22 protein-coding genes are annotated in these 24,863 nt (G+C 62.6%); 6 read left to right on the plus strand and 16 right to left on the minus strand.

Going from position 1 to position 24,863, the window contains the following annotated elements; genetic code table 11:
- Positions 1-32 precede the first annotated feature (32 nt).
- Both pdxR and AC1DW2_RS28735 read left to right on the plus strand, forming a co-directional pair.
- Positions 33-1,442, plus strand: coding sequence for a MocR-like pyridoxine biosynthesis transcription factor PdxR (gene pdxR / locus AC1DW2_RS28730; protein ID WP_477007717.1), 1,410 nt, complete (start codon positions 33-35; stop codon positions 1,440-1,442).
- A 138-nt stretch (positions 1,443-1,580) separates the two neighbouring features.
- Entirely contained in the window at positions 1,581-2,852 is a 1,272-nt protein-coding gene (locus tag AC1DW2_RS28735) for a hypothetical protein (RefSeq protein ID WP_477007718.1), read from the plus strand.
- 51 nt (positions 2,853-2,903) lie between these two features.
- On the opposite strand, the gene AC1DW2_RS28740 is transcribed toward AC1DW2_RS28735, so the two are convergent.
- Complete coding sequence (locus tag AC1DW2_RS28740; RefSeq protein WP_477007719.1) at positions 2,904-4,517, minus strand: winged helix-turn-helix domain-containing tetratricopeptide repeat protein; 1,614 nt, start codon at positions 4,515-4,517, stop codon at positions 2,904-2,906.
- A 287-nt stretch (positions 4,518-4,804) separates the two neighbouring features.
- On the opposite strand from AC1DW2_RS28740, the gene AC1DW2_RS28745 reads away from it, so the two are divergent.
- On the plus strand, positions 4,805-5,806 hold the full coding sequence (locus AC1DW2_RS28745) for a Bug family tripartite tricarboxylate transporter substrate binding protein (RefSeq protein WP_477007720.1): 1,002 nt from the start codon (positions 4,805-4,807) through the stop codon (positions 5,804-5,806).
- 328 nt (positions 5,807-6,134) lie between these two features.
- Here the strand turns inward: AC1DW2_RS28745 and AC1DW2_RS28750 are convergent, their stop codons facing one another.
- The 4 genes from AC1DW2_RS28750 to AC1DW2_RS28765 form a co-directional block, all read right to left on the minus strand.
- Positions 6,135-6,746, minus strand: a complete 612-nt coding sequence (locus AC1DW2_RS28750) for a DUF6647 family protein (RefSeq protein WP_477007721.1) — start codon at positions 6,744-6,746, stop codon at positions 6,135-6,137.
- A gap of 334 nt (positions 6,747-7,080) precedes the next feature.
- Entirely contained in the window at positions 7,081-7,596 is a 516-nt protein-coding gene (locus AC1DW2_RS28755; RefSeq protein WP_477007722.1) for a hypothetical protein, read from the minus strand.
- Between the two features lie 61 nt (positions 7,597-7,657).
- Positions 7,658-8,119 carry a YybH family protein gene (locus AC1DW2_RS28760; protein ID WP_063983016.1) on the minus strand — a complete coding sequence of 154 codons (462 nt, stop codon included), beginning with the start codon at positions 8,117-8,119 and terminating at the stop codon, positions 7,658-7,660.
- A 193-nt stretch (positions 8,120-8,312) separates the two neighbouring features.
- On the minus strand, positions 8,313-8,978 hold the full coding sequence (locus AC1DW2_RS28765) for a hypothetical protein (RefSeq protein WP_354118365.1): 666 nt from the start codon (positions 8,976-8,978) through the stop codon (positions 8,313-8,315).
- Between the two features lie 982 nt (positions 8,979-9,960).
- Between AC1DW2_RS28765 and AC1DW2_RS28770 the strand changes: the two genes are divergently transcribed.
- Both AC1DW2_RS28770 and AC1DW2_RS28775 read left to right on the plus strand, forming a co-directional pair.
- Positions 9,961-11,394, plus strand: coding sequence for a DUF1254 domain-containing protein (locus tag AC1DW2_RS28770; protein ID WP_354118050.1), 1,434 nt, complete (start codon positions 9,961-9,963; stop codon positions 11,392-11,394).
- A 206-nt stretch (positions 11,395-11,600) separates the two neighbouring features.
- Entirely contained in the window at positions 11,601-11,900 is a 300-nt protein-coding gene (locus tag AC1DW2_RS28775; protein ID WP_063983013.1) for a hypothetical protein, read from the plus strand.
- Between the two features lie 83 nt (positions 11,901-11,983).
- On the opposite strand, the gene AC1DW2_RS28780 is transcribed toward AC1DW2_RS28775, so the two are convergent.
- The gene (locus tag AC1DW2_RS28780) at positions 11,984-12,763 is read right to left on the minus strand and encodes a helix-turn-helix transcriptional regulator (protein WP_354245450.1); all 780 of its coding nucleotides are present in this window, start codon (positions 12,761-12,763) and stop codon (positions 11,984-11,986) included.
- A 109-nt stretch (positions 12,764-12,872) separates the two neighbouring features.
- Here AC1DW2_RS28780 and AC1DW2_RS28785 point away from each other — a divergent pair, with 109 nt between their 5' ends.
- Positions 12,873-13,952: a zinc-binding dehydrogenase gene (locus tag AC1DW2_RS28785; protein WP_477007723.1), complete on the plus strand. Its 1,080-nt coding sequence runs from the start codon at positions 12,873-12,875 to the stop codon at positions 13,950-13,952.
- A gap of 130 nt (positions 13,953-14,082) precedes the next feature.
- Here the strand turns inward: AC1DW2_RS28785 and AC1DW2_RS28790 are convergent, their stop codons facing one another.
- The 10 genes from AC1DW2_RS28790 to AC1DW2_RS28835 form a co-directional block, all read right to left on the minus strand.
- Positions 14,083-14,787: an ABC transporter ATP-binding protein gene (locus tag AC1DW2_RS28790; protein ID WP_028153958.1), complete on the minus strand. Its 705-nt coding sequence runs from the start codon at positions 14,785-14,787 to the stop codon at positions 14,083-14,085.
- A 7-nt stretch (positions 14,788-14,794) separates the two neighbouring features.
- Positions 14,795-16,075: a lipoprotein-releasing ABC transporter permease subunit gene (locus tag AC1DW2_RS28795; RefSeq protein ID WP_014494909.1), complete on the minus strand. Its 1,281-nt coding sequence runs from the start codon at positions 16,073-16,075 to the stop codon at positions 14,795-14,797.
- Between the two features lie 73 nt (positions 16,076-16,148).
- Entirely contained in the window at positions 16,149-17,468 is a 1,320-nt protein-coding gene (proS, locus tag AC1DW2_RS28800) for a proline--tRNA ligase (RefSeq protein ID WP_477007724.1), read from the minus strand.
- 151 nt (positions 17,469-17,619) lie between these two features.
- Positions 17,620-19,182: a copper resistance CopC/CopD family protein gene (locus AC1DW2_RS28805; protein ID WP_477007725.1), complete on the minus strand. Its 1,563-nt coding sequence runs from the start codon at positions 19,180-19,182 to the stop codon at positions 17,620-17,622.
- A complete protein-coding gene (locus tag AC1DW2_RS28810) occupies positions 19,182-19,700 on the minus strand; it encodes a YcnI family copper-binding membrane protein (protein ID WP_477007726.1) in 519 nt (172 codons plus the stop codon). Before AC1DW2_RS28810 ends, AC1DW2_RS28805 begins: the two co-directional genes overlap by 1 nt.
- Positions 19,701-19,717: 17 nt before the next feature.
- The gene (locus AC1DW2_RS28815) at positions 19,718-20,152 is read right to left on the minus strand and encodes a hypothetical protein (RefSeq protein ID WP_477007727.1); all 435 of its coding nucleotides are present in this window, start codon (positions 20,150-20,152) and stop codon (positions 19,718-19,720) included.
- Complete coding sequence (locus tag AC1DW2_RS28820) at positions 20,152-20,673, minus strand: copper chaperone PCu(A)C (protein WP_063983006.1); 522 nt, start codon at positions 20,671-20,673, stop codon at positions 20,152-20,154. Before AC1DW2_RS28820 ends, AC1DW2_RS28815 begins: the two co-directional genes overlap by 1 nt.
- Before the next feature lie 28 nt (positions 20,674-20,701).
- Positions 20,702-21,199 (minus strand): TlpA family protein disulfide reductase, encoded by a 498-nt coding sequence (locus tag AC1DW2_RS28825; protein ID WP_477007728.1) that lies wholly within the window; start codon positions 21,197-21,199, stop codon positions 20,702-20,704.
- Entirely contained in the window at positions 21,196-22,407 is a 1,212-nt protein-coding gene (locus tag AC1DW2_RS28830; protein ID WP_477007729.1) for a sialidase family protein, read from the minus strand. Before AC1DW2_RS28830 ends, AC1DW2_RS28825 begins: the two co-directional genes overlap by 4 nt.
- A 26-nt stretch (positions 22,408-22,433) precedes the next feature.
- Positions 22,434-24,839 (minus strand): TonB-dependent receptor family protein, encoded by a 2,406-nt coding sequence (locus tag AC1DW2_RS28835; RefSeq protein WP_477007730.1) that lies wholly within the window; start codon positions 24,837-24,839, stop codon positions 22,434-22,436.
- Between the last annotated feature and the right edge of the window lie 24 nt (positions 24,840-24,863).

The raw sequence follows: 24,863 nt of genomic DNA on the forward strand, positions 1-24,863 counted from the left end.
CAAGAACGCACGAAAATCGTGTACCACGGGGCATGACCAAACCGCTGCGGCTGGAACTGGATCGCTCTGCGAAGACGCCGCTGGCCGAGCAGATCCATGGGGGCATCAGGGCCGCCATCGCGAACGGCGTGCTCGCACCCGGAGCGCGCCTGCCCTCCTGGCAGGACCTGGCAGCCCAGCTTGGCGTCGCGCGGGGCACCGTGCGCGCGGCCTATGAAAAGCTGTCCTCTGCCCAATTGATCGTCGCGTCACGCGCAACCGGCACGCATGTCGCGGATCGGCCGCCGCTTCCCGTTCGGAAGGACAAGGCCCCTGCGCCCGGCTCGTTCATGGAGATGTACCAGGAGCTCACGGCGGGGCCGGCAATCTTCCAGATGGGCGTGCCCGCGCAAGAGACCTTTCCTGCCAAATTGCTGGCGCGCATGCGCGCGCAGGCGGTTCGCGCCGAAATGAGCGCGCCGGCGATCTATCCGGATCCGCGCGGCGAGCTCGACTTGCGACGCGAGATCGCAGCCTACCTCGCGCTGGCGCGCGGGATCGCATGCACGCCGTCGCAGATCATCATCACCAGCGGTTTCAGCGGCGGCCTCGGATTGGCGCTCCGTGTCCTCGGCCTCGAGTCAAAGACGAAGGTCTGGATGGAGAATCCGGGCTTTCCCTTCACGCGGCACGGTCTCGCGCTTGCAAGACTGTCGATCGCGCCGATCCCGGTCGATGCCGACGGCATCGATGTCGAATATGGCCTGAAACATGCTCCCGACGCGGCGCTGGTTGTCGTGACGCCCGGACAGCAGGCGCCACTCGGATCCACATTGTCGCTGGCGAGGCGTTCGCGCCTGCTCGACTGGGCCACCCGGCGCAAGGCGTGGGTGATCGAGGATGACTATCTCAGCGAGCTGCAGCTCAAGGGCCGAGCCACGCCGGCACTTGCCTCGCTCGATCGCGCGGGCCGCGTCATCCACATCGGCTCCTTCAGCAAGACCGTGACCCCTGCCCTACGACTGGGCTTTGTCGTTGCGCCGGCGGCTCTGGCGTCGCGATTTGCCGAAGCCGCAGCTTGCCTCGCGCCAGCGCCCGGGCCCGCGGTGCAGCTCGCGACCGCCGATTTCATACGCGAGGGCCATTATCTGCGGCATCTCCGGCGCACGAAGCGGGTCTACGCCGCGCAAGGCGATGCATTGCTCAAACAGCTTCGGACGCGCACCGCCAACGTTGCGCTTGCCGGATTGGCAGCGGTCCTGCGGCTGCCGGATGGAGCGCCCGATCTCGCCATCGCCAGGGAAGCGGCATCGTTCGGGCTGGCGCCTACTCCGCTGTCGCTCTGGTATGCGTCCACGGCTTCGGCGCGCCCCGGTCTGTTGCTGGGTATCGCCACATCTCCGCAAAAGCGGATCGAGGCTTCCTGCGACAGGCTATTCGAAATCATCGATCGTCTGACGTGACGAACGCTGTATTTCGAGAAAGCACGATGTGCCGCCTGGCGCAATAAACGCGCGTCCGCATGCCACCAAAAGTTGTAGGCGCGCCGATCATCATGTAACGTCGACGTCTATCTTCACCGCGCGTGGCCCAGGCGTTACATGCTTGCCCGTATTTTGTTTCTCGTGGCCATGCTGCTTCCATGCGCACTGCACGCCGAGGAAACGCCTGCCGAAAATGCCGGATTTGCGCGCAGGCTGACAATCTATCTTGCCAAGGGGGCACCGGACGCGTGCGGGCCCGGCTGCGACCACTGGATCGCCATCGAGGGCGAGATCGATGGAGACGCCAGCCAGCGCATTCGCCGCTTCCTGGCCGGCGTCAAGGACACCCTGCGTCCGATCTACCTTCATTCGCCCGGCGGGAACGTGGAGCAGTCCTACGTCATCGGCCGGCTGCTGCGCAGTCGCAAGGCGGTCGCGCGGGTCGGCCGGACGATCGCGACGGCGTGCGCCGCCGGCACACAGGTGGACGCCGCCTGCCTGAGGACCAAGGCCGTCGGCGGCGAGGTCGAGGCGGAGCTCACGACCTATCATGCGATGTGCAACTCCGCCTGCGGTTACCTGTTTCTCGGGGCGACATCACGCGAGGTCGCTCCCGACGCCGCCCTGGCGGTCCATAACTCCAGGCTGGTCCTCGTCTTTCACGGGCATCCGGCGCCGCAGGCGGTCGCGGAATACAGGCAGCGCCGGATCGCGAACGCCGTCCGCGACCGCGCTGCGTTCATCGCGGCGATGGGGATCGGCCGCGAGCTCGACGATCTCATCCGTACCGTGAAGTTCGAAAATCTGCATATGCTGACGCGAGCCGAGCTCTATCGTTTCGGAATCGACACGCGACCGTTTGCCGAAGGGATGTGGAGGCTGGAGAAGGCTACGCGGCCGTTCATCAGCAAGATCGCGGTGATGAAGAAGGAAAGCGGCTCTTCGTTCCGGACGATGGAATGGCGCATGTTTTGCGAAACCAGGAACCGCGTGCCGCTGCTGTTCGCGGGCGAGATCGACGAGGCGAGCGTCGGCAAAAGTACGATCATGATGACGGCGGACGCCGACAAGGACCAGGAAGCCGGAGGGTTTCCGGCGCGGGCCGCGAAGTACGAGATGTGGAGCGGCAGTATCGACCCTGACATGGTCAAGGCGATCATGGCGTCCCGCTCCCTCCATGTCCGGCGGACCACGCCGATGCCGGACGAAAAGGTGGACGTCGCGAAATTCGACATCGACCTGACGGGCCTTGCGTCGATGCGGACTCAGCTTGCGGCGGCGTGCTCGTCGATCGCGGCCAAGCCGAAAGGTCCCTGGCCGGCAAGCCCTTGGCCAGCAACTCCGCTGCCGAACGTCACCGCGCCGCCTTCGACCGTGCCGTCGCCGTAAGCCCAGGAGCGCCCGATCCTTGTTGGGCGCGCACCGGCAACCTCCTGCCGTTCATCCCTCCGGCACCCCGGCCATGCGCATGCCCTCATACACACGCTCGCGCCCGGCGAGATAAGCCGGATGGTCGCTCGTCACGCGGGCCCGGTAGCGGCGGAGAGTGAAGGTCGGATTGGGCACAAGGCCGGCCTGTGCGGCGGCCCGCGCCTCGTCCGGTGAGCCGAGCAGCGACAGCGCAGCGGCGAGATAGTAATGCGGGAGGGGATGATTTCGGTTGGCCTCGATGCTCCGGCGCAGCCAGGCAACCGCTTCCACGTCGGCGCCGAGAAACAATTTGGCGAGACCGACAAACATGAACCACCGGTAGGCGTAGGAATCGCGAGGAGAGAGGCGAAGCGCCTCGCGGATATGGGCCTCGGTCTCGCTACTGCGACCGAGAAAAAACTTGGCGAGACCGATGAAGGCATGAGCGTCGGCCAAATTGTGATCCAGTGCCAACGCCCGCTCGCATTCAGCGATGGCTCGGGCCGGGTTGCTAAATGATTGGACCAGACCCAGGATGCTACGGGCCCGAGCATGGTTTGGCGCAAGGGACAGAGCCTTGGTTGAGGCTGCCTCGGCCGCCGCCAAGTGCGCTTTCCAGTCGTCGGTGACAAGATTGGCCCCAAGCGCCGCTTCAACCCGCGCCGAGCCGACCAGCGCCTCGATATTGTCGGGATCGAGTGCCAGGGCGCGGTCGAAAAAGGCCTGCGCTTGCGTCATGTATTGCGGGGTCGTCCCATTGTTCTCGTAAGCCCAGCCCTGGAAATACAGGTCCATTGCATCGGGATGGGTTGAACGTTCCGCTCGCCGCGCTTCAACCTGAATGAGCTGGGCATTTAGCGTGTTTGCGAGCCGCGATACGATCTCGTCCTGCATGTCGAACAGGTCGGCGACGGGTTTCTCGAACCTCTCGGCCCATAGGTGATTGCCGGTTTCGGCATCGATCAGCTGAACATTCACCCGAAGCCGATTGCCGCCTCGTTGCACGGAACCTTCGAGCACATAGCGGACGTTCAACTCGCGTCCGACTTGCTTTACATCGACGGCTTTGCCCTTGAAGGTGAAAGCGGTGTTACGCGCGATCACGAATGAGCCACTGATGCGCGAAAGGTCCGTGGTCAGGCTGTCGGTCACGCCATCAACGAAATAGTCCTGCTCGGGATCGCCTCCGAAGTTCGCGAACGGCAGTACGACGATGGAAAGGCGTGGCGCAGGAATCGACATCGCAACTGTCGCGGCATCGGACCGATCTGGATCAGCGGTACCCTGAAACTGTTCACCAGAATCGGCTGTGGGCGCCGCGTCTGCGGGCCTCTGCACTTCCTGCACCGTTCCAACGAAACGGAAGCCCTTGCGCTGCAGGGTTTTGATGAGACGCTGTTTTTCGCCGGAATCGCCAATCACACTCCGAGCGACGTTCAGCCGCGTCGTCAGTGCCGCATCGGACACGACACGGCCGTTCCAGATGGTCTTGATGAGGTCGTCCTTGCTTACGACCCGTTCCCTGTTGCGGATCAGGTAGTCGAGCAGGTCGAACACCTGCGGCGCAACCGAGACCACGTGCGCCCCGCGGTAAAGCTCGCGAAGGTCGGTGTCGAATGCGTACTCGTCGAAGAGATACCGCAAGCTGGCAATTCCCTGGGTGGCTTTCCCCCGTCGGTCTCTCGCGCCGGTTGCAGCGCAAGAATAAGCCGCCGGTGAAGAGAATGTAAGCAGAATGTCAAGAGCGCCCGCCCATGGCCTGCTACCATCCTCGGGACGGCACAATTTGCTCGGGAAGCAATCCATGAGCACGACCAACGGCTTGCCGTACCGCGCAGCAGTGCCCCGAGCAGCGGCTCAGGATTCAACGTAGGGCCGTCCGCTTGAAGGACTGGCAGCAACGCCACGACGCGCGTCCTCGGAATACAAACATGATGGAGACCGTGATGGCATTGAAGATCACGCGCCGCGCCTTCATCGCAACCGGCGCAGCCACCATCGCTTTGTCGTATCATGATAGCGGGTGGACGCAGACCTGGCCCTCCCGGACGATCAAGATTGTTTGCGCCTATCCCGCCGGCGGACTTGCGGACACCCTCGCGCGCGTCTACGGCGAATACCTCTCCCAGAAGCTCGGCCAGCCGGTGATAGTTGAGAATAAGGCGGGTGCCAGCGGTTCGATCGCTGCAGCAGCCGTGAAGCAATCGCCACCGGACGGTTACACGTTACTCCTCGCCATCACCGCAACTCTGGTGCAAAGCCGCGTGCTATTTAAGACTTTGCCATACGACGCCGACAGAGACTTCGCGCTCATTTCCAGCATGTCGGCAGGATATCTGCCATTGGTCGCCTATAAGGCGACCAATGCCACCAATTTAAAGGAGTTCGTCGAATACGCCCGCAGGAACGTGACCAACGTCGGGACCTTCGGCGCAGGCTCCTACCCTCATATCGTCGTTGCAGAGCTCAACAAGCAGTACGGGCTGCAGATGAAAGCCGTGCACTACCGCGGCGAAGCGCCGATGTGGCAGGACCTCGCGGCCGGCGTGCTCCAGGCGGCGATGGGGAGCTACGCCAATGCCGTCAACGCGCTGGAATCCGGAGTTGGGAGGGCAATCGCCGTGCAGACGAGGACGCGGAGCAGAAAGCTTCCCGACGTTCCCACATTTTTCGAGCAGGGTGCCGAGTCCGAGCTCTTTGCTATGACCGGTTACGTCTTTCTCGCCGGTCCCATCGGCATGCCGCAGGACATCGTGGAGCGTGTTTCCGGCCTGATGGTGGAGGCAGGCAAGACCGACAAGATACAGAAGCTGCTCGACGCGTACGGCATCGATGAGTCGGCTCAAGGACATATCGCGTTCAGAAGGCTGTACGACAGCGAAACGCCTCCCTTGGTGGCTGCCGTGAAGGCATTGGGGCTGACGCCTGAATAGCGTGCGGATGCCGGCGCCCGTCCGCCTTGCAGATCGCCGTGGGGCCACGAGCGGATCTGTGCGCCATCGACTGAATGGATGAACCCCTCACCTCAGGAGAACTCAGGGAACAAGCACCGCTGGCATTTGTCCCGTTGGCAGCGGTACAAACTGATTCTGCTGCCCCGGAGCCATCGCCAGGATCGCCAATGCAATTGCGAGGACCGCCAAGAGTCTGGCCATCAATCAAATCCGCTGAAGATCCTGTTGGTACGTACGAGATGATCTTGGCTTTGCGCTCCTTTGGAACGGCAATCGTTCGACAGCGACTGGGATCGACCGGTCACAATCAATACATGCATGCTGAAGTAATCAGCACCGTGAACATGTCGACGTCGAACTCGTTCTCCAAGCTAAGTCCGAACCGCTCCAGCCATTTATCCTGAGCCAGGTAGGCCAACTTCTCTCGCGCCTGTGGGCAAACAAATTTGAGCCCTCCAACATTCTGAAGGTGATGGACCATTTCGTGTACCAGGACCGATTGATCGGTCGGCGAAGTGCCACCCCAATCATCAGGAAGCAGGATCGTTCTCGTCTCGTTGTCGTAAAGTGCGACAACCTCGCGCTGAGCTAGTTGTCCATCGCTTTCCATGAAGCCTTGCGAAGAAGTACGGTCCCTTGCACGCAACCTCGCAAGCTCCATCTTCGACGCAAATTCAACGACGGGACGCTGCTTGATGGCAGGCAGGTCGAAATTCGATGAGAGCCAAGTCACAATGTCATCCAACAGGGCTTCCGCAAGTTGAGCTGCATCAGAATGCAACGAAACCGAACGCGACTCGGCGGACGCGCCGCGCTCCAAAGCATATTCGCAATCGGCTTTAGAGGATGTGGCTAACGTCAGGGAGGCTATCGCCGCGACCAAGAGGAATTGCTTGAACAAGAGGAATTGCTTGAACATGACCCTCTCCTCAGAGGCTGTTCGAAAAACACTCTTCAGAAAATCAGTCGGCAGTAGAATGGCTGGAACATAGCACTTGCCTGGCGGCGTCGTTGTGAACCCATTCACACCCAAAGAACTCACAACGCCGCCGGTTACCGAACATGCTGGCGAGCGGCGTACCTCGTACTTCACCGGGACACCGGCCGGCCGTTCAGCAGACGACGGAACCACGTCGCTAGTGCGTGACATCGGACATGAGCGCCAGGGCAAACCGTTCAGAAGACGTTGCTGCCTTGGCATCCCGAACTGCAGCAATCAAGGCCGTACGCCCGCTGGAATTCGGCGGACGAGCCTAGTTCGTCTTGACGAACTTGTACGTCCCCTTCTTGTGGCCAATGACCTGACTGATGCCATCGAAGTTGCTCTTGAGAGGGTCGATGGTGACGACGAGCGCGGCCTGGAGACCTTCGAATTTGCCGGTCCCACCCGTTATGTTGCAATTGTTGGGGGATGCGGGCATCCAGTCGCATTGCTCGAACAACTGGTCGCCGTCCTTGTCGATGTAAGTACAGAACCCGTGAATTTCGGCGGTCTTCGCAGACGGATCCGTCAGGCGGCTGAGCTGACAACGTCCACCCATGTTGTTGAGTACAGGATTTCCCGCCTCGTTTGAGGCTGCCATGGCCTGGTTCATGACAGCAAATTCTCTGCCGCCGCCGATCGCCATCGGCTTGGGAGCAGGAATCGGCGTCGCGGTGAATATGACCGAGACGGGGCCCTCCGGCGGCATGCTCTGAGCCTGGACACTCGTCGTTGCCAGCACTGATGCGACTGAAAGCAACGCGAGGTTTGCGTGCAAATTGGCCATCGTTGGCTCCCTTTGAGGTGGTGCAGAGAACGATTGCGGGCAGAGAAGGCTATGCCTTGAGTTACTTTGCGGCCTGCTGCGGCTGGGGCGGCGGCGGTTTGGGGACCGACGTGAGCATGCGAATCTTCCATTGCCCGTCCTCACGAACATCGAGAGCGGTCCAAACAACGGTGAAGTCTATGGGAGCGCCTGTCTCGCTGTTGCCGGTAACGCGAGATTCGCCGGTGACCAGGGCCATGCTTTCTGACAATGACTGAACCTCGATCGTCTTGACCTCGAGGCGACTAACTCCCGCCTTGAAAGCGTTCTCGTAGTATCTGGCATTGTCCACGACGCCGTCTTCCGTCACGCGCATATAGTTCTTGGTGTAAAGCGAAGTAATCCCGGCAGCGTCCTTGTTGCTGAAGTACTGCTCGTATGCTGAACCTATCTTTCCAAGTTCTTCCTTGAGATTTTGATCTGACGCAGTCGCAGGAATTGCCGATAGTAACAGTGAGATGCATACAGCTCCGAATCCGCGCATGATGTCACTCCCTACTGTTGACGCCGCTCCAGACGAGACTTGAGACGAGGCTTGCCTCCATCCCCGTGAACTCCCGACGCCGCTGCATTTGAGCCGGCAGCCTCGTTGTTCTCCATGGACAGGAAATCTCCCTTGATCTGACGCAAGGAATTTTCTCCGCAGTCAGCGCTGCTCGAAACTTGGTTGTTCGTCTTCATGGTGGCAGCAGAGCGGCCGCGATTCCGCCGCTAAGGTCAGGCGGCCGCACGAAAAGAAAACGGGAGGTCGCCGGTATTTCAGCGTCATCTCGGCCGTCCTGGCCGATCAGGATCAATCCGGCTCCGCCATTTGCCACGTTGAGAACCACGGGCTCTCCGCTCCACGTCTTGATCGGCTGCATTCCCACGATGAGGAATTCGCCCATGGGCTGATCAAGATATTGAAGGCGCAATTGCGGACCGACCTCCGCTGCAGCAAGTTCAAAGCCGAGTTGTCGGGCCCGCGCGTAAATGACGGCCAGAGGCACGCTATCGGTTTTGAAGCCGAGCTGGACCGCGGATACCGCCAAAAGCTCCACGTCCATCTTGTTAGAACTGACGGTAAATGCCGGTCGAGCGAGAACTTCCGCGGCCAACCCGCCGATATTGCAACCCACGGCATCCAATGCATTGCGCAACGCGAAGGAGTTGCCAAAAGTGCCGACCGCAATCGTCTTCCAAGTCGGAACGTCGCGGGCGGACCCGATGAGTTTTTGCGGCAAATCAACTGCACGAACTTTGCCGAGTTTCAGTTGATTCTGTAACACGTCGCGCGCCGAGCATTGTCCCCACGCCCTGGGCGCGAACTGAAACAAGGAAGCGGCACAGAGCAATGCAACCATCAAGCAATGGCTGCCCCACCTCGCGTTCAGATGGTGATGTGGTGCGGCACGATCCGCGTGGCTTGTCAGTATGCACATGTCGAAGATCGACTTGCTGCAAAGTTCAACTGAAAAAAGCCCGCCTCCGAGTCAATGGGAAGAACGGAGGCCAATGAAAAACATCGTCCGACCGCACTCAAAAGGGGAGCCGGAGGCGGGACACGATTGGCTCAACTATTCCAACTTCAAACAAACGGGCGGCGGTCCGTAAGCCCGATCGCCCGCCGCATCAAACCGAAACGGAATGACGTGCTCAAACGTAGCACCACGAGTCCCTCGGTACAATCAGCAACTCCGCCCACCAGCGTGCATTGCGATCACTCGATCGCGCTTCGCCGCGAACACCACTCTGAGGCCGCAGTCGTTTGTCATAGGTCACAAGCCGCGACTGTTCGCCGCAAGCTCATCGGCGACAATCGCGCGATCGCGCCATCGCGCGTCCGTCGGCCGCGCCCTCGCCCGCATCGCCACTCCGTATTTCACCGGGCAACGTGACCATCCCTGTGCCTATCACAATCGACCGCGCGCAGACGCCGGAGTATTCATCGAGCTATTCTCGGCAGATGGGCTCACATCGTCAGCGTCCGACCTCAAGACGATGAATCATCGGATGAAGAGCTGCTCCATTTCGAGCACACGAGGTTGCAATCCAATGACGATCCGGCGCTGAAGCTCGTCATCTAAACGCCGGTCTCGGGCGTCGGCTCAAGATCGCCTGGCGTCCGCTTTTGAGGGCCAAGCGGAGCGCAGCGATCCGTCAGAGCAACGCCGCTCGTGACCCGTCGGCGGACGTCCCTTGATCTAGATCAACCAGAACGCGGCGCTTCGCCGCTTAGCTGGCTCATCCTCCTTTGCCTGAGTTGGAGGGAAATAGGAAAACACCCGCAGTGGCGGCACTACATCGCCCCACTCGGCCAATGCAGCGAATTTCAGGAGAACCCTTATGCAAAAGCATCTGTTGTCGCTTGCTGCGATCCTGTCGGGTTTGAGTCTCATCGTGTCGACATCGACCCCGAGCGCCGCTCAATCGATTTCTGCGGAAGAGGCACAAGCGATCGCTGCGGAGGCCTATGTTTACTTCTATCCGCTCGTGACGATGGACCTGACGCGCAAGCAGCTCATCAATTCCGATCCCAAAACTGCGGCAATAGGCGGTCCTCCGAACACGTTCGACAATATCCAGGCCTACCCGACCGCAGACATGAAGGCGGTGGTGCGGCCCAATTTCGACACGCTGTATTCGAGCGCCTGGCTCGACCTGACCCGCGAACCCATGGTCGTTTCGGTTCCCGATACCGGTGGCCGCTACTACCTGCTGCCGATGCTCGACATGTGGACCGATGTGTTCGCGTCGCCGGGATGGCGTACGACAGGCACCAAGGCAGCGAATTTCCTGGTCGTGCCGCCGGGCTGGAACGGAAACGTGCCGGCGGGCTTCGCACGTATCGACGCGCCGACGCCCTATGTCTGGATCATCGGCCGCACTAAGACCGATGGTCCTGCCGACTATGCTCCGGTTCACGAGGTGCAGAAGGGGTACAAGATCACACCGCTATCTGGGTGGGGTAAGCCCCCGGTCGCAGTGACACAGACCATCGATCCCAACGTTGACGTCAAGACGCCGCCGAAGCTGCAAGTCGACACGATGGCAGGCGATAAGTTTTTTGCCTATGCGGCGGAGCTATCCAAAGTCCACCCGCCACACATCACAGATGAGCCGATCATCGCGCGCATGGCGCGGATAGGTCTCGAACCGGGCAAGAACTTCGATATGACCAAAGCCGATGCCACGGTACGGAAAGCTATCGAGGATGCGCCGGCTCAGGCGCAAAAACTGATGGCATGGAAAATCCCTACGCTGGCGCGCGTCGCAAATCACTGGTCCATGAACACGGACACGATGGGCGTTTACGGGAACTACTACTTGAAGCGCGCGATCGTCGCGCAGCTCGGACTCGGCGCTAATCTGCCGGAGGACGCGATCTACCCGAACAGTGTTGGCGATGAAAACGGCAAGCCGCTCGACGGCGCAAACAAATACATCGTCCGCTTTGCCAAGGACGCGGTGCCGCCGGTCGAGGCATTCTGGTCAATCACCCTGTATGACGATGAAGGCTTCCAGGTTGCCAATCCACTCAATCGCTTTGCGGTGAGCAGCTGGATGCCGTTCAAGCGCGACGCCGACGGATCGCTCACGCTCTACGTCCAGAATGACAATCCGGGCGGCGATCGCGAAGCCAACTGGCTGCCCGCGCCCAAAAGCCCGTTCAACCTCACCATGCGTCTTTATGCGCCAAAGTCGGAGGCATTGACCGGCGTGTGGAATCCACCCGCCATCAAGCGGGTCGATAGTGAAACCGTTGGTCGGCAGCAATGACAATGCCAAGGGAGCCCGGCCGGGCAAGGCACGCGCGGCGAATTTAAAGCGCCCAAGAAAGGGCAAAGATGATTCCGCTTGCGAAACCTGAACCAGGATGACGCCGCCGAAGACGAACCTTCATCGAGATCGAACGGGAGGTTCGCTCCTCAAACGTCGCTCGATACATGCCTCTTGGACAGTTTACACAGCTAAGGAGGTAGCCCATGCCGATCGTTCAATTTACTCGCTTCAAAACCGACAAGGTCGAGGAAACGGTCCAGATCATCCGGCAGGCGAAGAAAATCTTTGAAAAACACGGTGCCGAGTTTCTTCGGCTCTCCCGTTTCCACACCGGTCACTGGGCAGGAGAGTTGCTGGTTACGACGCGCTACTCCAATTGGGAAGTCTACGGCAAGGTGCAGGAGGCCGTGGCAAAGGACCCGGAGTTCGCGCAGCTGCAGGCTGATGGAATGAAGATTGCCGAACTGCAGGGCCGTAATATCGCCGTCAGCATCGATCTCTAGTCGGGGCGCCGCCCCGCAAACCACAATAAGTGCGGAGGCCGCCGGACATATGCCGGTGGCCTTCCCGATCTGATGACGGCGTTCTACGCCCCGACCGGCGTATAGATCACGAGCTTCAGCGCGGGATCGTCGTTGGCCTGAAAACTCGTGTGCTCGAAATGCAGCACGCCCAGAGTTGGATGAGACATCGTCTTGAGGCCCGAGGCGGTGCTGCGGATTTCGTGGGCCTCCCACCATTTGACGAATTCCGGGCTGCCCTGCCGCAGCCGCGTCAGCAACTCCGCAAAGGCGGGATCGCCGGCCCAGACGTCGTGGGTGGCGCGAAACATCGCGACCATGCGCTTGGCGACCTCCGCCCAGCCCGTGCCGTAAGCCTTGCGCGTCTGCTTGTTGGTCATCATCAGGAGCATCGTGTTGCGATCCTCCTCCGGCAACCGGCCGAACGCAAAAACCTGCTCGGCGGCTTCGTTCCAGGCCAGCACGTCCCAGCGCCGCCCGGTGATATAGGCCGGATGCGGCAGGCTCTCGATCAGCCGCAGGATCGGCGGCGGCACGATCTCGCGCGTGAACGCCCGCTTGTCGCCGTCGCGCGCAAGCGCCTTGAGGTGCGCATGCTCGGTCTTGCTCAGCCGCAGCGCACGGGCGAGCGCATCGACGGTGGTCACCGAAGGGCTGACGGTGCGGCCCTGCTCGAGGCGGATGTACCAATCGACACCGATGCCGGCGAGCTGGGCGACCTCCTCGCGGCGCAGGCCCGCGGTGCGCCGGCGGCTGCCCGCGGGAAGACCGACCGTCTTCGGCGTCAGCTTTTCGCGGCGGGACCGCAGGAAGTCGCCGAATTCGATGCGGCGCGGGTCGGCCATGATGTTGCGCTCCGATGGAGGGCCTTCGTAATACTAGGATAATACCAGGCCTTCCTGACCTGTCCAAGGCGGCGCATATGCCCTTTCACCCGACTTTGAGGTGAACATCATGAAAGCTGCCGTACTCAAATCCTTTGGATCGCCGCTGGTGATCGAGAATGTGCCGGAGCCGGTGCTCGGCACCGGCGAGGTCATCGTCGACGTCGTCGCCACGCGCGTCCTGTCCTACATGAACGAGGTTTTCAGCGGCGAACGAAACTACGCGCTCGACCTGCCGATCATCCCGGGTCCCGGCGGCATCGGCCGGGTGCGCGCGATCGGCCCGGACGCGACCAAGCTCGCCGTTGACGACTGGGTGTTCTGCGACCCGACGGTGCGTTCGCGCGATGACATCGTGGCGCCCGATATCGCCCTGCAAGGGCTCACGGCCGCCGGCCCCGGCGGTATGCGCCTGCAACGGCATTTTCGCCACGGCTCCTATGCCGAGCGGATGCGCGTGCCGACCGAGAATGTGAAGCGGCTTGGCGCGATCACGTCCGCGGAAGCCTCGCAATGGTGCGCGCTGGGGACGGCGCTGGTGCCCTATGGCGGCTTCCTCGCCGCCAACCTTCAGCCCGGCGAGACCGTGCTGGTGAGCGGCGCCACCGGCAATTTCGGCAGCGCGGCCGTCTCCGTCGCGCTCGCGATGGGCGCGGCCTGCGTGATCGCGCCCGGTCGCAACGACAGGATTCTGGCCGACCTCGTCCGCCGCTTCGGCGATCGGGTGAAGCCGGTGAAGCTCACTGGCAACGAGAGCGACGACTGCGAAAGCATGAAGCGCGCCGCGCCGGGGCCGATCGACTGCGTATTCGACATCATGCCGCCCTCGGTCAGCACGACCGTCGTACGCGCGGCGATCATGACGGTGCGCGCTTACGGCCGCGTCGTGCTGATGGGCGGCGTCGGCATGGCGGGCGGCGCGGGCCTCGATCTGCCCTACCCCTGGATCATGCGCAACTGCATCAGCATCCACGGCGTCTGGATGTATCCGCCGGATGCGGCGAGCCGCCTGATCGCGCTGGTGCGCGCGGGATTGTTGCGGCTCGACGAATACGAGGCGACGGCGTTCGACCTCGACCACGTCAACGAGGCGGTGGAACACGCCGCAGCGAATGGCGGGCCGTTCAGATTGACGGTGATCAGGCCATAACGGCCCCGCCGCTGCGGCGATGCGCCGTCGCAGCCGAAAGGCCCGACATGTCAAATGGCTGGAAGGCGTCACCCCGATCGTAGCCGGCCAAGGCCGGCTACTGTGCATGGGGTTGTTTTCGCAGTTTTTACTATTCGAGCTCGACGACCTGGCCGTTCGACAGCGACACGCGCCGGTCCATGCGGCCGGCGAGCTCCATATTGTGGGTCGCGATCAACATGGAGACCTTGGTCGCCTTGACCAGCTGCATCAACGCCTGGAAGACGTGATCGGCCGTGTGCGGATCGAGGTTGCCGGTCGGCTCGTCCGCGAACAGCACACGCGGCGCGTTGGCGACCGCGCGCGCAATCGCGACGCGCTGCTGCTCGCCCCCCGACAGTTCCGCGGGCCGATGGGTGATGCGGTCGCCGAGGCCGAGATAGCCAAGAATCTCCTTGGCGCGCTTGACGCTCTCCGACTTCTTCAGGCCGCGGATCATCTGCGGCATCATCACGTTCTCGAGCGCCGAGAACTCCGGCAGCAGCCGGTGCGACTGATAGACGAAGCCGATATCGGTGCGGCGGAGCTGGGTACGCTCGATGTCGGGCAGCTGCGAGGTCGGCGCGCCGTTGACGTAGACCTCGCCGGAATCGGGCGCTTCAAGCAGCCCTGCGATGTGCAGCAACGTCGATTTGCCCGAGCCCGACGGCGCGACCAGCGCCACCGATTGCCCGGCCCACAGCGCGAGCTTGGCGTTGTCGAGGATCGTCAGCGGCACCTCGCCCTGCAAGTACTGCCGCTTTATCTCATGGAGATAAATGACCGGTACATCTTCCGCCCCCTGCTGGCTCTCCATCAGCTCCTCACTCGTACCGCAGCGCTTCGACGGGATCGAGGCGCGCGGCGCGCCACGACGGGTACAGCGTCGCAAGGAACGACAGCGTCAGCGCCATGATGACGACCGCCGTGGTCTCGCCGACGTCGATCTCGGCGGGCAGTTTCGACAGGAAGTAGAGCTCCGGCGAGAACAGCTCGGTGCTGGTCAGCCAGGACAGGAATTGCCTGATGGACTCGATGTTGAGGCAGATCACGAGGCCGACGAAAAAGCCGACCAGCGTGCCGACCACGCCGATCGAGGCGCCCGTGATCAGGAAGACGCGCATGATCGAGCCTTGCGAGGCGCCCATCGTGCGCAGGATCGCGATGTCGCTGCCCTTGTCCTTCACCAGCATGATCAGGCCGGAGACGATGTTGAGTGCGGCGACCAGCACGATCATGGTCAGGATCAGGAACATCACGTTGCGCTCGACCTGGAGCGCGTTGAAGAAGGTCGAGTTGCGCTGCCGCCAGTCGACCAGGAACACCGGACGGCCCGCAGCCTCCGTCACCGCCTTGCGGAAGGCGTCGATCTTGTCGGGGTTGGTGGTGAACACCTCGATCGAGGTGACGTCGTTGCTGCGGTTGAAATAAGCCTGAGCTTCGGCCAGCGGCATGAACACGAAGCCGAGATCGTATTCGGACATGCCGATCTCGAACACCGCCACGATCTTGTAGGGCTTGATGCGCGGCGTCGTGCCCATCGGGGTGACTGCGCCCTTCGGCGCCACCAACGTCACGCTGTCACCGGCATGCAACGACAGCTGGTCGGCGAGGCGGCGGCCGATCGCGACCCCCTGCCCGTCGTCAAAGCCCTCGAGCGAGCCTTGCTTGATGTTCTTGGCGATCGAGGTGAGGTTGTTGAGGTCGTCGGAGCGGATGCCGCGCACCAGGACGCCCGAGGCGTTCCACGGCGAGGACGCCAGCGCCTGGCCATCGACCACGGGTGCTGCGAGCCGGATGCCCTGGACCTGGCTGAGGCGGTCGGCGACGTCCTTCCAGTCGGTCAGCGGCGATTCCAGCGGCTGCACCAGGATATGGCCGTTGAGGCCCAAAATCTTGTCGAGCAGCTCCTTGCGGAAGCCGTTCATGACAGCCATGACGATGATCAGCGTCGCCACGCCGAGCATGATGCCGAGGAAGGAGAACCCGGCGATGACCGAGATGAATCCCTCCTTGCGGCGCGCCCGCAGATAGCGCGCCGACAGCATCCACTCGAATGGCGCAAAAGGCGCGGTTTGCTTGGTCTCGGTCATGGTCTCATCCATCGCTCGATAATCCCATGATTCGGGGTCAATTGTGGCCGGATTGGCGGCCGCGATATCGCGCGATGAACAATATTCAGCCGACCAGCCGGGCGACCGCGTCCGCAGGCGACATCGTCTCGCGAGAGCCGTCACTGCGCTTCTTGATCTCGACCTTGCCCTCGGAGAGGCCCTTCGGCCCGATCATGATCTGCCAGGGGATGCCGATCAGGTCGGCGGCGGCGAATTTGGCGCCGGCCCGCTGATCGGTGTCGTCGTAGAGCACGTCGACACCCTTGGCGGTGAGCTCGGCGTAGAGCTTCTCGCAGGCCGCATCGACCGCGGCATCGCCCTGCTTGAGGTTGAGAATCGACGCGCGGAACGGGGCCACCGCCTCCGGCCATTTGATGCCGGCATCGTCATGGCAGGCCTCGATGATGGCGCCCAGCAGGCGCGAGACGCCGACGCCGTAGGAGCCGCCATGGATCGGCACATCGACACCGTCGGGGCCTGCAACCAGCGCCTTCATCGCGTCGGAATACTTCGTTCCGAAATAGAAGATCTGCCCGACCTCGATGCCGCGGGTGTTCACCCGCTTGTCCGCAGGCACTTCCTGCTCGAAGCGCGCGGCGTCATGCACGTCTTCCGTCGCCGCATAGACCGAGGTCCATTGCTTGATGATCGGCGTCAGGTCGCTGTCATAGTCGACGTCCTCGCCCGGCACCGGCAGGTCCAGCACGTCGCGATTGATGAAAACGCCGGATTCGCCAGTCTCCGCAAGCACGATGAACTCGTGGCTGAGATCGCCGCCGATCGGGCCGGTCTCGGCGCGCATCGGGATCGCCTTCAGCCCCATCCGCGCGAAGGTGCGCAAATAGGCGACGAACATCTTGTTGTAGGAGACGCGCGCTGCGGCCTCGTTGAGGTCGAAGGAATAGGCGTCCTTCATCAGGAACTCGCGGCCACGCATCACGCCGAAACGCGGACGCTGCTCGTCGCGGAATTTCCATTGGATATGATAGAGGTTGAGCGGCAGGTTCTTGTAGGACTTGACGTAGGCGCGGAAGATCTCGGTGATCATTTCCTCGTTGGTCGGCCCATACAGCAGCTCGCGCTTGTGGCGGTCGGCGATGCGCAGCATCTCCGGACCATAGGCGTCATACCGGCCGCTCTCGCGCCAGAGGTCCGCGAGCTGGAGCGTCGGCATCAACAGTTCCAGCGCGCCGGAGCGGTCCTGCTCCTCGCGCACGATCTGCTCGATCTTCTTCAGCACGCGGAAGCCGAGCGGCAGCCAGGCATAGATGCCGGCCGCCTCCTGCCGGATCATGCCGGCGCGCAGCATCAGCCGATGCGAGACGATCTCCGCCTCTTTCGGATTTTCCTTCAGAATGGGCAGAAAGAATCGCGACAACCGCATGGCAATACTCTGGGAATCAGTGATCGCCTGCAGTGAAAGCGGATTGGGAGCGAAAACACAAGACCGGGAATGAGGAAAAGCCGCTAAGGCGGCGGAATTCCTGTCATTTTTCCGTTGCCTTCAGGTTCAGCATGAACCGTACCGGCGCGCTTTAAGGCAGCCCCAGATCGAGTTCGTCCTCCAGCGTGACCTTCTCGAAATCGGTCACCAGCGCGTCGATCCGCACATGCCACCGCCCCGCAAAGGGAAGCTCGACCTTGCGCACATGCCAGTAGCCGTCCGGCTCGAGCGAGGCGCCCCGTTCCATCGGCTCGATGCCACGTTCAGGCAGGCTCAGGATCAACGTCACCTCCTTCGCGATCAGCGGCGTGGCCTCGCCGGTCATGAGCTGAAGCACGAAATCGTCGACGCCGGGTTTCCCAGGAGACACCAGAACCTGGAACATCGCCTTGTCGCTGTGGATGTGGATCGCCAAAGGCGTCTCGGGAATGATCGTCCGCGGCGGCGGGGAGAAGCGCCAGCCGGCGACGACGGCAAGGATGGCGAGTGCGATCGCGCCTTCCAGCAGGATCGAGCGCTTGAGCGCGGGCGTCCCATTCCCGTCCCGGGCCAGGGCCGGTGTCAGCCTGAACCGATTGAGCGCGGCGAGCGCCAGCAATCCCGTGACCAATGCAAGCTTGATCGAGAGGATGAGTCCGTAGCGGGTCTCGACCAGCGCGACCGGCTTTTCGAGCTGAACGATCGCGAGTGCGAGGCCGGTCAAGGCCAGCACGCCGACCGCCAGCGCAGCGATGCGGGAAAAGCGGTTCACGACGGGAAGCGTCGCAGTCGTCGGACTCGACACCAGCGCGACCAGCGGCGCGAGAGCACCGATCCAGATGGTGACGCCGAGGCCGTGGAGAAAGATCGCCGGCCGGGTCAACGCCTCCGGCGGGGCCGTTGCGGCGTGCCCGGTCATGGCAAGCGACAGGCCGACGCCGACGAGCGCGATGATCGCAAGAGCGCGCGCGTACCATGCGCTGCGCAGCGCCATCAACGCGAACAGCATCGCAGCAATCGCAACCAGCAGCGCGGGACCGGCGCTGGTCGCGAACGCGACTTTCCAGGGGGCGGCCGTCGCGAGAGCCGCTGGCGGCAGCCCGAGAAGATCCAGGCCTAACACCCCGAGAGAGACAGCGGCGCTCGGAATGCCGATGGCGAGCGCGACGCGTGGCACGGTCATGCCCGTCGTCGACCACGCAACCCAGCGCGCAAAGAACACGCCTCCGACACCGACGAACAGCCCGAGATAAAGACCAACCCGCGCCAACCAGATCAGCACGTTCAACCCGCGATCGGCATTGGCGGGAGGTTGCGTCCCCGTCGGCATGCCGATCGAGAAGATCACCGATCCCGCGACGGGATGGCCGTCCTGCGAGATCACGCGATAGCTGACGACCGCAGTGCCCTGCGGCAGGTCGGGCGGCATCGCGACCGAGATCGTTTCGCCCGACGCGCTGACGCGCGCATCGTCCCGCGCCCTGCCCGCGCCGTCGATCAATTGGATTGCGCCTGGCGTCACCGCCTCGTTGAAGCGCAACTCCACCGCCTTCGGCGCGCTCGCAAGCATGCTGCCGCTCGCCGGCTCGACCGCGACGAGCGCTGCATGCGCAGACGCGCCGGTCGTGAAGCCGACAACGCAGAGGAGCGTCGCGAGCGCGGCGAGCAGGCGCATCAGGGCTTTGGCAGGAGCTTCACGCCCGGTGCCGGCGATTTGCCCTCGTGCGAATGCCCTTCCCGGTCCGCCGGGATCTCGATCCAGCGGCTGACGCCAGTCTCACACTCCTGGACGACAGGGAAATACAGCGTCGTGTTCGGCTTCAGACTGTTGGTCAGGAAGCTGCTGATGACGAACTCGTCGTAATTGTGATCCGGCAGCTTGCCGCCGGACCAGGCCACCTCCCTGACGCCGGAGGCAAGCTTGTTGCCGTGATAGTCGTATTCATTGGCGTACTTGCCTTCGAAGACATCGACGCTCCAGCCCGCCTTCGGCATCGGCTTCACCGCAATCACGCCTTCCGGAATCTGCACCCTGATCTTCACCGTGGGCGAACCCGCGCAGCCGTGCGGCACGGCGAAGACGGCCTTATAGTAGGAACCAACCGTCGCCTGCTTGGTCTCGAGCGTGATATGCGCCGATGCCGGCGACGCGGCCAGCGTGGCGATCAGGAACAGGCAGGATTTCTTCGACATGCTTGGCCCTTCGATGGTCATTTGATCAGGATCGGCGATTCCACGCTGACATGATCGGCCTCGGAGATCGAAATTCCGAGACCCAGCATCCAGCGTCCGGGCGTCAATTGCGCGACCTTCACGTGCCAGCTGTCCTCGCGGTCGCGCGAAGCCTCGACCGGCGCGAGCTTCCGGCCGGACTGCGTGTCCACGAGCGTCACCGACACGGCTTTGGCCGTGAGTGGCGTCTCGTCCGTGGTTTCGAGCTGGATGGCGATCTCGACCGGGCCGGCGCGGCCCGGCGAGACCGTGACATTGGCCATGGCCTTCTCGGTGTGCAGGTGCGTGAAGAAGCTGTCGTCGTCCGTCGCCGCCGCAAGCGGTGTGGCGGCAACCGACAGCAACGCAGCCATCGCGAGCGCAAGGCCTGTGAGGGATCGACGCGAGGTCATCGGAGACTTGATCTGTTTCATCACATCTTCATTCCCGAATGATCCGGCATTTTCTTCATCATGTGCCCGCCGTCACCGGGCGCCTGCGCACCGACGCCCTGGACGTCGAGGGAGACGGCGACCTTGCCGGCCTTCTCGAATTCCAGCGTCACCGGTACCTTGTCACCCTGCTTGAACGGACCCTTCAGCTCCTGGAGCATCAGATGATTGCCGCCGGGCGCGAGCTTCACCGTCTTGCCGGCATCGATCACAAGCCCCTTGTCGAGCGGACGCATCTTCATCACACCGTTGTCCATCGCCATCTCATGGACCTCGGTCTTCCCCGCGATGTCGGCGGAAACACTGACCAGCCGGTCCGCTGTTGTCCCCTTGTTCTCGATGGTGAGATAGCCGCCGGCGACCTTGGCGCCGCCCGGCGTCGCCCGGCTCCAGGCCTGCGAGATGACGAGATCGCCGGCCTTGACGTCCTCGGCCGCCGCTGGTGCTGCGCAGAGCGCGAGAGCGAACGCTGCGAGCAGCACATCTTTCAACATGGTCTTCATATCGGTATTCCCGTTTGCAGATTGAATTTTAGTGTGTGGCGAGCTGTTGGCCCAACCATTTTTCGAGATCGGCCATCTCGGCCGAGCCTTCGATCGTGGTGATTGTCCCGTCCCGGGAGATGAGCATGGTCCGGGGAATGTCGCCCTGCCAGGCGGGATCGATCTCGAACCTCAAACGCTCGACAAAACCGTCGTTGAAGATGAAGTTCTCGGTCGACGACAGCCCCGCCTTATCAAGCATCAACTGCGTTGCCGCCGGCAGGTTCGGCACGAGATCGGCGCTGATCGTGACCACGTCGATCCCGGGATGGTCCTTCGCAAACTGCCCGAGCAGCGGCAGCTCGACCTTGCAGGGCCCGCAGGTCACGCCCCAGAAATGCACGAGCGTCGGGCGGCCCGCATGCCCCCTAAGGACGCCTTGCCAGGTGCCGCGCTCGAACGGTTTCAGGGCCGGCGCTGCTCCCAGCGTAGCCGTTGACGCGATCACGATACCCAGACCCAGAATGCCTGCAAATCGACGTCTCATGGCTGGTCCTCGATTGCTGTGAGCCGATAGCCGTCCGCTTTCGTCATCCATGACAAATAGACCTGTTGGCCATTGGAAACGAGCAAGGGATGATCGGATGTGTCGGTCGTGCTCGATATCGTCTTCGGCGGCGACCACGTCTCGCCGTCGTCGCGGGAGATCGTCATCTGGACCGAGGTCTTCTCGCCGTCGAACTCCTTCCAGACCATCACCGTTCCCACAGCCCCTGCGAGCACGTAAGGGCGCGTCGGATTGCGGCCCGGCTGCCCCAGCGCCATGGGCGCAGAGAAGGTACGGCCTTCGTCGCGCGAGTGGGCGTAGAACAGTCCCTTCCGCGTCTTGCCGTTCGTGTACCAGGCGATGTGATAGGTCCCGTTCGGCGCAACCGTGAGGCTCGGTCCGTGATGCGGGCAGGCGTTGATCTGCCAGTCGTCATTGCTGACCCGATGGATTTCACCCGGCGTCGAGACGTCGGCGAATGTCATGACCGCGTGGTCGCGCACGCCGCCGTCAAAAATGTTTCTGAAGATCACCGCCGGCCGCCCGGGCGCCGCGAATGCCAGCCCCAACCGGCAGCATTCGCAGGTGTTGTCACGCGCAAGCTTCGCCTCCGCGTAGGTGGCGCCGCCATCGCGCGACGAGGCGAAGAACAGCCCTGCTCCCTCGTACTTCCGTCCCGCCTCCTTCGCGGGGACGCGATTGCGCTTGTCCAGCCACGCCGCGAAGACCGTTCCATCCTGATCGAGAGCCAGTGCCTCAAAGCGCTGGCTCTCATTGTTGGCGGTGATGGGCTTCAGTTCCGCAAAGCTCTTCCCGCCGTCGGCGGAGCGTGTGTAGAGCACCTGGCCGTTAAATGCCTCATCCCGGAAGATCGAGAATGCGAGCGCGACGCCGCCCTTGCGATCGACCACGATCTTCGGCCGGGCGTCCGGCCCCCAATCAAGGTTCAGCCGCTTCGTCGTGACCTGGGTGGGCGCCGAGAAGCTGCGCCCCGCATCCGGCGAGCTCGCAACCGAGACCTGCTCGCCCGCCATCCAGGCCAGCCACAGCGTTCCGTCCGGTCCGAATGCGGGCGTCACCTTGGTTGCACAGCGCAGCGTCGGCTCCTCGCACGCCGCTTCGGAGGCATGCTGACCGTGCATTTGCGCGAGCGCCGCACCTTGCAGGAATGCAAGAGCGATTATCCCAAGCAAGCCACTTCGGACCATGGCCCTATTCCCTTCGAGAGCCCGGATCATCTGAATGCCACCTTCATACCCGCAACGAACAGGCGCGGCGAGCCCGCGTAGATCGATCCCGTCGTGTTTGCGAGCACGCTCGCAGGATTTTGAAGGCCGGCCGCCGTCACCGTATTGGCGATGTTGTTTGCCGACGCGACGTAGGTACGGTCGAAAACATTCCTGACTTCGAGGAACAGGTTCACGGATCTGAACGTGTCGGACACCAGATCGGTCTTGTAGTGGACGTTCAAATTGACCAGCTCATAACCCGGCGCCTTCAACAGATTTGCATTGTCCATGTAGAAGGAGTCCTTCCACTGGACTTCCACGAAGCCACCGAGACCTGCCAGTGGCCCGGCAAACTCGTCGTAGCCGACCCGGGCTGTCAGCTCGTTGGGCGAGATGCCGGGGATCTTGTTGCCGGCCCGGTTGAAGCTGAAGACCGCACCATTGGTGATGTTCTCGACATACTCCGTGTAGACCTCGTCGAGGTAGGTGTAGGCCGCCATGAACCGCCAGCCCGGATAGAACTTCCAATCGGCCGCAAGCTCGATGCCGCGATGCTCCGAGCGCGGCGCGTTGAACGTGTAGCTCGGGTTAGGTGAATTGACAGGTGTTGCCTGCGATACAAGTTCGTCGCGAAAGAACTCGTAGAAGCCCGTCGCGCTGACTTTGAGCGTGTTGTTCGGTGTCCAGTCGAAACCGAGGTCGTAGCCCAGATTTTTCTGAGCCTGGAGCTGGGTATTGTTGCCCGACAGCCCACTCGGCAGGACGAACAGGTTCGAAACCTGCGGAGTGCCGTACCCCGTAGCAACCCGCCCCCTGAGCACCCACTCGTTGTTCACCGTATAGAGCAACGCTAGTTCAGGCGCAGTGTTCTGGAATTGCCTGTCCGCGGTCGTCAGCGTCGTCGTGGTAATGCCAGTGGGGCCAGCGTACGCATACGCAGTGTTGATCCCCTTGAGAACGGTAGTTTCCCAGCCGATGCCTGCGACAGCCGTCAAGGATGTCGTCAGCTTGAGCTCTTCCCGCGCGCGAACGCCGTAATTGGTCGTCTGGCTATAAAGATTGCTCGACAGACTGCCGAGTGTGGCATTGCCCCCCGGCATGACGTTCCGCGTGTCGCTCGAGGCCGTCAGGGTGTTGTAGAAGGCACCGAAGAACGTGGTCGATTCCAGCCCGAGAATCTCGCCCCGCTTGGTGACGTCGCTCATGAAATTGTACGAGGGAAAGTCTCCGATCGCGCTGGTCGTGCCGGTCGGCTGATTGATGTTCCTGTCGTCGAACACGAACTGGTTGCGCCAGGTCGTGGTGTTGTCGAAATCGTGCTCCCAGCGGCCGCCGACGATGGTGCGGCGGTCGTTGCGGCCGAGCCCGGCCTGCACGGCCGTCTCCTTGTCGGTTCCAGCGGTTGCATTGAAGCCGTTGTTGAACAGTGTGACCGTGCCGCATCCGGCAGCGGCCGAGACGCCCGTCGCACAGCCCTGCTGGAAAGGGTTTTGATAGTACTGGTTCAGCGACTGCCGGATCGGCAGCCGCGTGCTGAGATCGTTGTTGATGATCTTGACCGTGAAACGATCGTCCGGCGTCGCCTTGAGCGTGCCGAGGAAGTTGACGGTCTGCGTATTGAACCAGCTATTGCCGATATAGCCGTCGCCTCGCGTGTCGCTTGCGAACAGCGAGCCCTCGAAGTTCCCGACCTTTTTGCCGGCCGCGAGATAATTGTTGAGATAGCCGTAGCTGCCGCCGTCGACGCCATATTCGACGCCGTCGATCGTGCCGCCCGGCCGTGTCCGGAAATTGAGCGCGCCGCCGGTCGCGTAATTGCCGTAGAGCGCCGACGAGGGGCCGCGGATCACGTCGATGGCGGCATAGGCGCGCGGATCGATCAGGTCACTGCGCGACAGGCCGTCCGGCTGCGTCACCGGAAAACCGTCGTCGAAGATCACGAGATTGCGGATGCCGAAGCCGTTGCGGGCGTTGGAGCCGCGGATCGAGATGCCGATATCGCGGGGTCCGTTGCCCTGCTTCACCGATATGCCGGGGCTCTCGCGCAGCACGTCGGCCACGGTAACCGCCGGCCGGTTGTCGAACTGGCTGCGATAGATGGTCGTCTCGGTCTGGCCGGTTGGCGCCTGATTGAGACCGTCTCGCGCCGCGCTGGCCGTCACGGCCCGGTTTGGGGCCGACGCGCCGACGCTCGCACGCGGCGTAACGGGCCTCGCTGCGCGGCCGGCCGAAGCGGATCGCGGTTGCGAAGGCCGGGTGACTGGTTTGGCACGGGCAGTCTGCGGCGCCTCAACGGTCACCGCCGGCAGCTCCGTGTTCGTGCTTTGGGCAAAGACTCCGCTCGACGACGCAAGCAGCGCGGCCTGGACCGCGACGACGCTCACGCCACGGCGGGCATGACAACGTAACATGGGGCATTCCTGACGCCGGCTTTC

This window comes from Bradyrhizobium sp. P3_C3, from assembly GCF_056402655.1.

What these genes read in the sequence shown, in the direction of transcription:
- pdxR (WP_477007717.1), top strand. Translation starts at nt 33, where the DNA reads ATGACCAAACCGCTGCGGCTGGAACTGGATCGCTCTGCGAAGACGCCG.
- AC1DW2_RS28735 (WP_477007718.1), top strand. Translation starts at nt 1,581, where the DNA reads ATGCTTGCCCGTATTTTGTTTCTCGTGGCCATGCTGCTTCCATGCGCA.
- AC1DW2_RS28745 (WP_477007720.1), top strand. Translation starts at nt 4,805, where the DNA reads ATGATGGAGACCGTGATGGCATTGAAGATCACGCGCCGCGCCTTCATC.
- AC1DW2_RS28750 (WP_477007721.1), bottom strand. Translation starts at nt 6,746, where the DNA reads ATGTTCAAGCAATTCCTCTTGTTCAAGCAATTCCTCTTGGTCGCGGCG.
- AC1DW2_RS28755 (WP_477007722.1), bottom strand. Translation starts at nt 7,596, where the DNA reads ATGGCCAATTTGCACGCAAACCTCGCGTTGCTTTCAGTCGCATCAGTG.
- AC1DW2_RS28760 (WP_063983016.1), bottom strand. Translation starts at nt 8,119, where the DNA reads ATGCGCGGATTCGGAGCTGTATGCATCTCACTGTTACTATCGGCAATT.
- AC1DW2_RS28765 (WP_354118365.1), bottom strand. Translation starts at nt 8,978, where the DNA reads ATGGTTGCATTGCTCTGTGCCGCTTCCTTGTTTCAGTTCGCGCCCAGG.
- AC1DW2_RS28770 (WP_354118050.1), top strand. Translation starts at nt 9,961, where the DNA reads ATGCAAAAGCATCTGTTGTCGCTTGCTGCGATCCTGTCGGGTTTGAGT.
- AC1DW2_RS28775 (WP_063983013.1), top strand. Translation starts at nt 11,601, where the DNA reads ATGCCGATCGTTCAATTTACTCGCTTCAAAACCGACAAGGTCGAGGAA.
- AC1DW2_RS28780 (WP_354245450.1), bottom strand. Translation starts at nt 12,763, where the DNA reads ATGGCCGACCCGCGCCGCATCGAATTCGGCGACTTCCTGCGGTCCCGC.
- AC1DW2_RS28785 (WP_477007723.1), top strand. Translation starts at nt 12,873, where the DNA reads ATGAAAGCTGCCGTACTCAAATCCTTTGGATCGCCGCTGGTGATCGAG.
- AC1DW2_RS28790 (WP_028153958.1), bottom strand. Translation starts at nt 14,787, where the DNA reads ATGGAGAGCCAGCAGGGGGCGGAAGATGTACCGGTCATTTATCTCCAT.
- AC1DW2_RS28795 (WP_014494909.1), bottom strand. Translation starts at nt 16,075, where the DNA reads ATGGATGAGACCATGACCGAGACCAAGCAAACCGCGCCTTTTGCGCCA.
- proS (WP_477007724.1), bottom strand. Translation starts at nt 17,468, where the DNA reads ATGCGGTTGTCGCGATTCTTTCTGCCCATTCTGAAGGAAAATCCGAAA.
- AC1DW2_RS28805 (WP_477007725.1), bottom strand. Translation starts at nt 19,182, where the DNA reads ATGCGCCTGCTCGCCGCGCTCGCGACGCTCCTCTGCGTTGTCGGCTTC.
- AC1DW2_RS28810 (WP_477007726.1), bottom strand. Translation starts at nt 19,700, where the DNA reads ATGTCGAAGAAATCCTGCCTGTTCCTGATCGCCACGCTGGCCGCGTCG.
- AC1DW2_RS28815 (WP_477007727.1), bottom strand. Translation starts at nt 20,152, where the DNA reads ATGAAACAGATCAAGTCTCCGATGACCTCGCGTCGATCCCTCACAGGC.
- AC1DW2_RS28820 (WP_063983006.1), bottom strand. Translation starts at nt 20,673, where the DNA reads ATGAAGACCATGTTGAAAGATGTGCTGCTCGCAGCGTTCGCTCTCGCG.
- AC1DW2_RS28825 (WP_477007728.1), bottom strand. Translation starts at nt 21,199, where the DNA reads ATGAGACGTCGATTTGCAGGCATTCTGGGTCTGGGTATCGTGATCGCG.
- AC1DW2_RS28830 (WP_477007729.1), bottom strand. Translation starts at nt 22,407, where the DNA reads ATGGTCCGAAGTGGCTTGCTTGGGATAATCGCTCTTGCATTCCTGCAA.
- AC1DW2_RS28835 (WP_477007730.1), bottom strand. Translation starts at nt 24,839, where the DNA reads ATGTTACGTTGTCATGCCCGCCGTGGCGTGAGCGTCGTCGCGGTCCAG.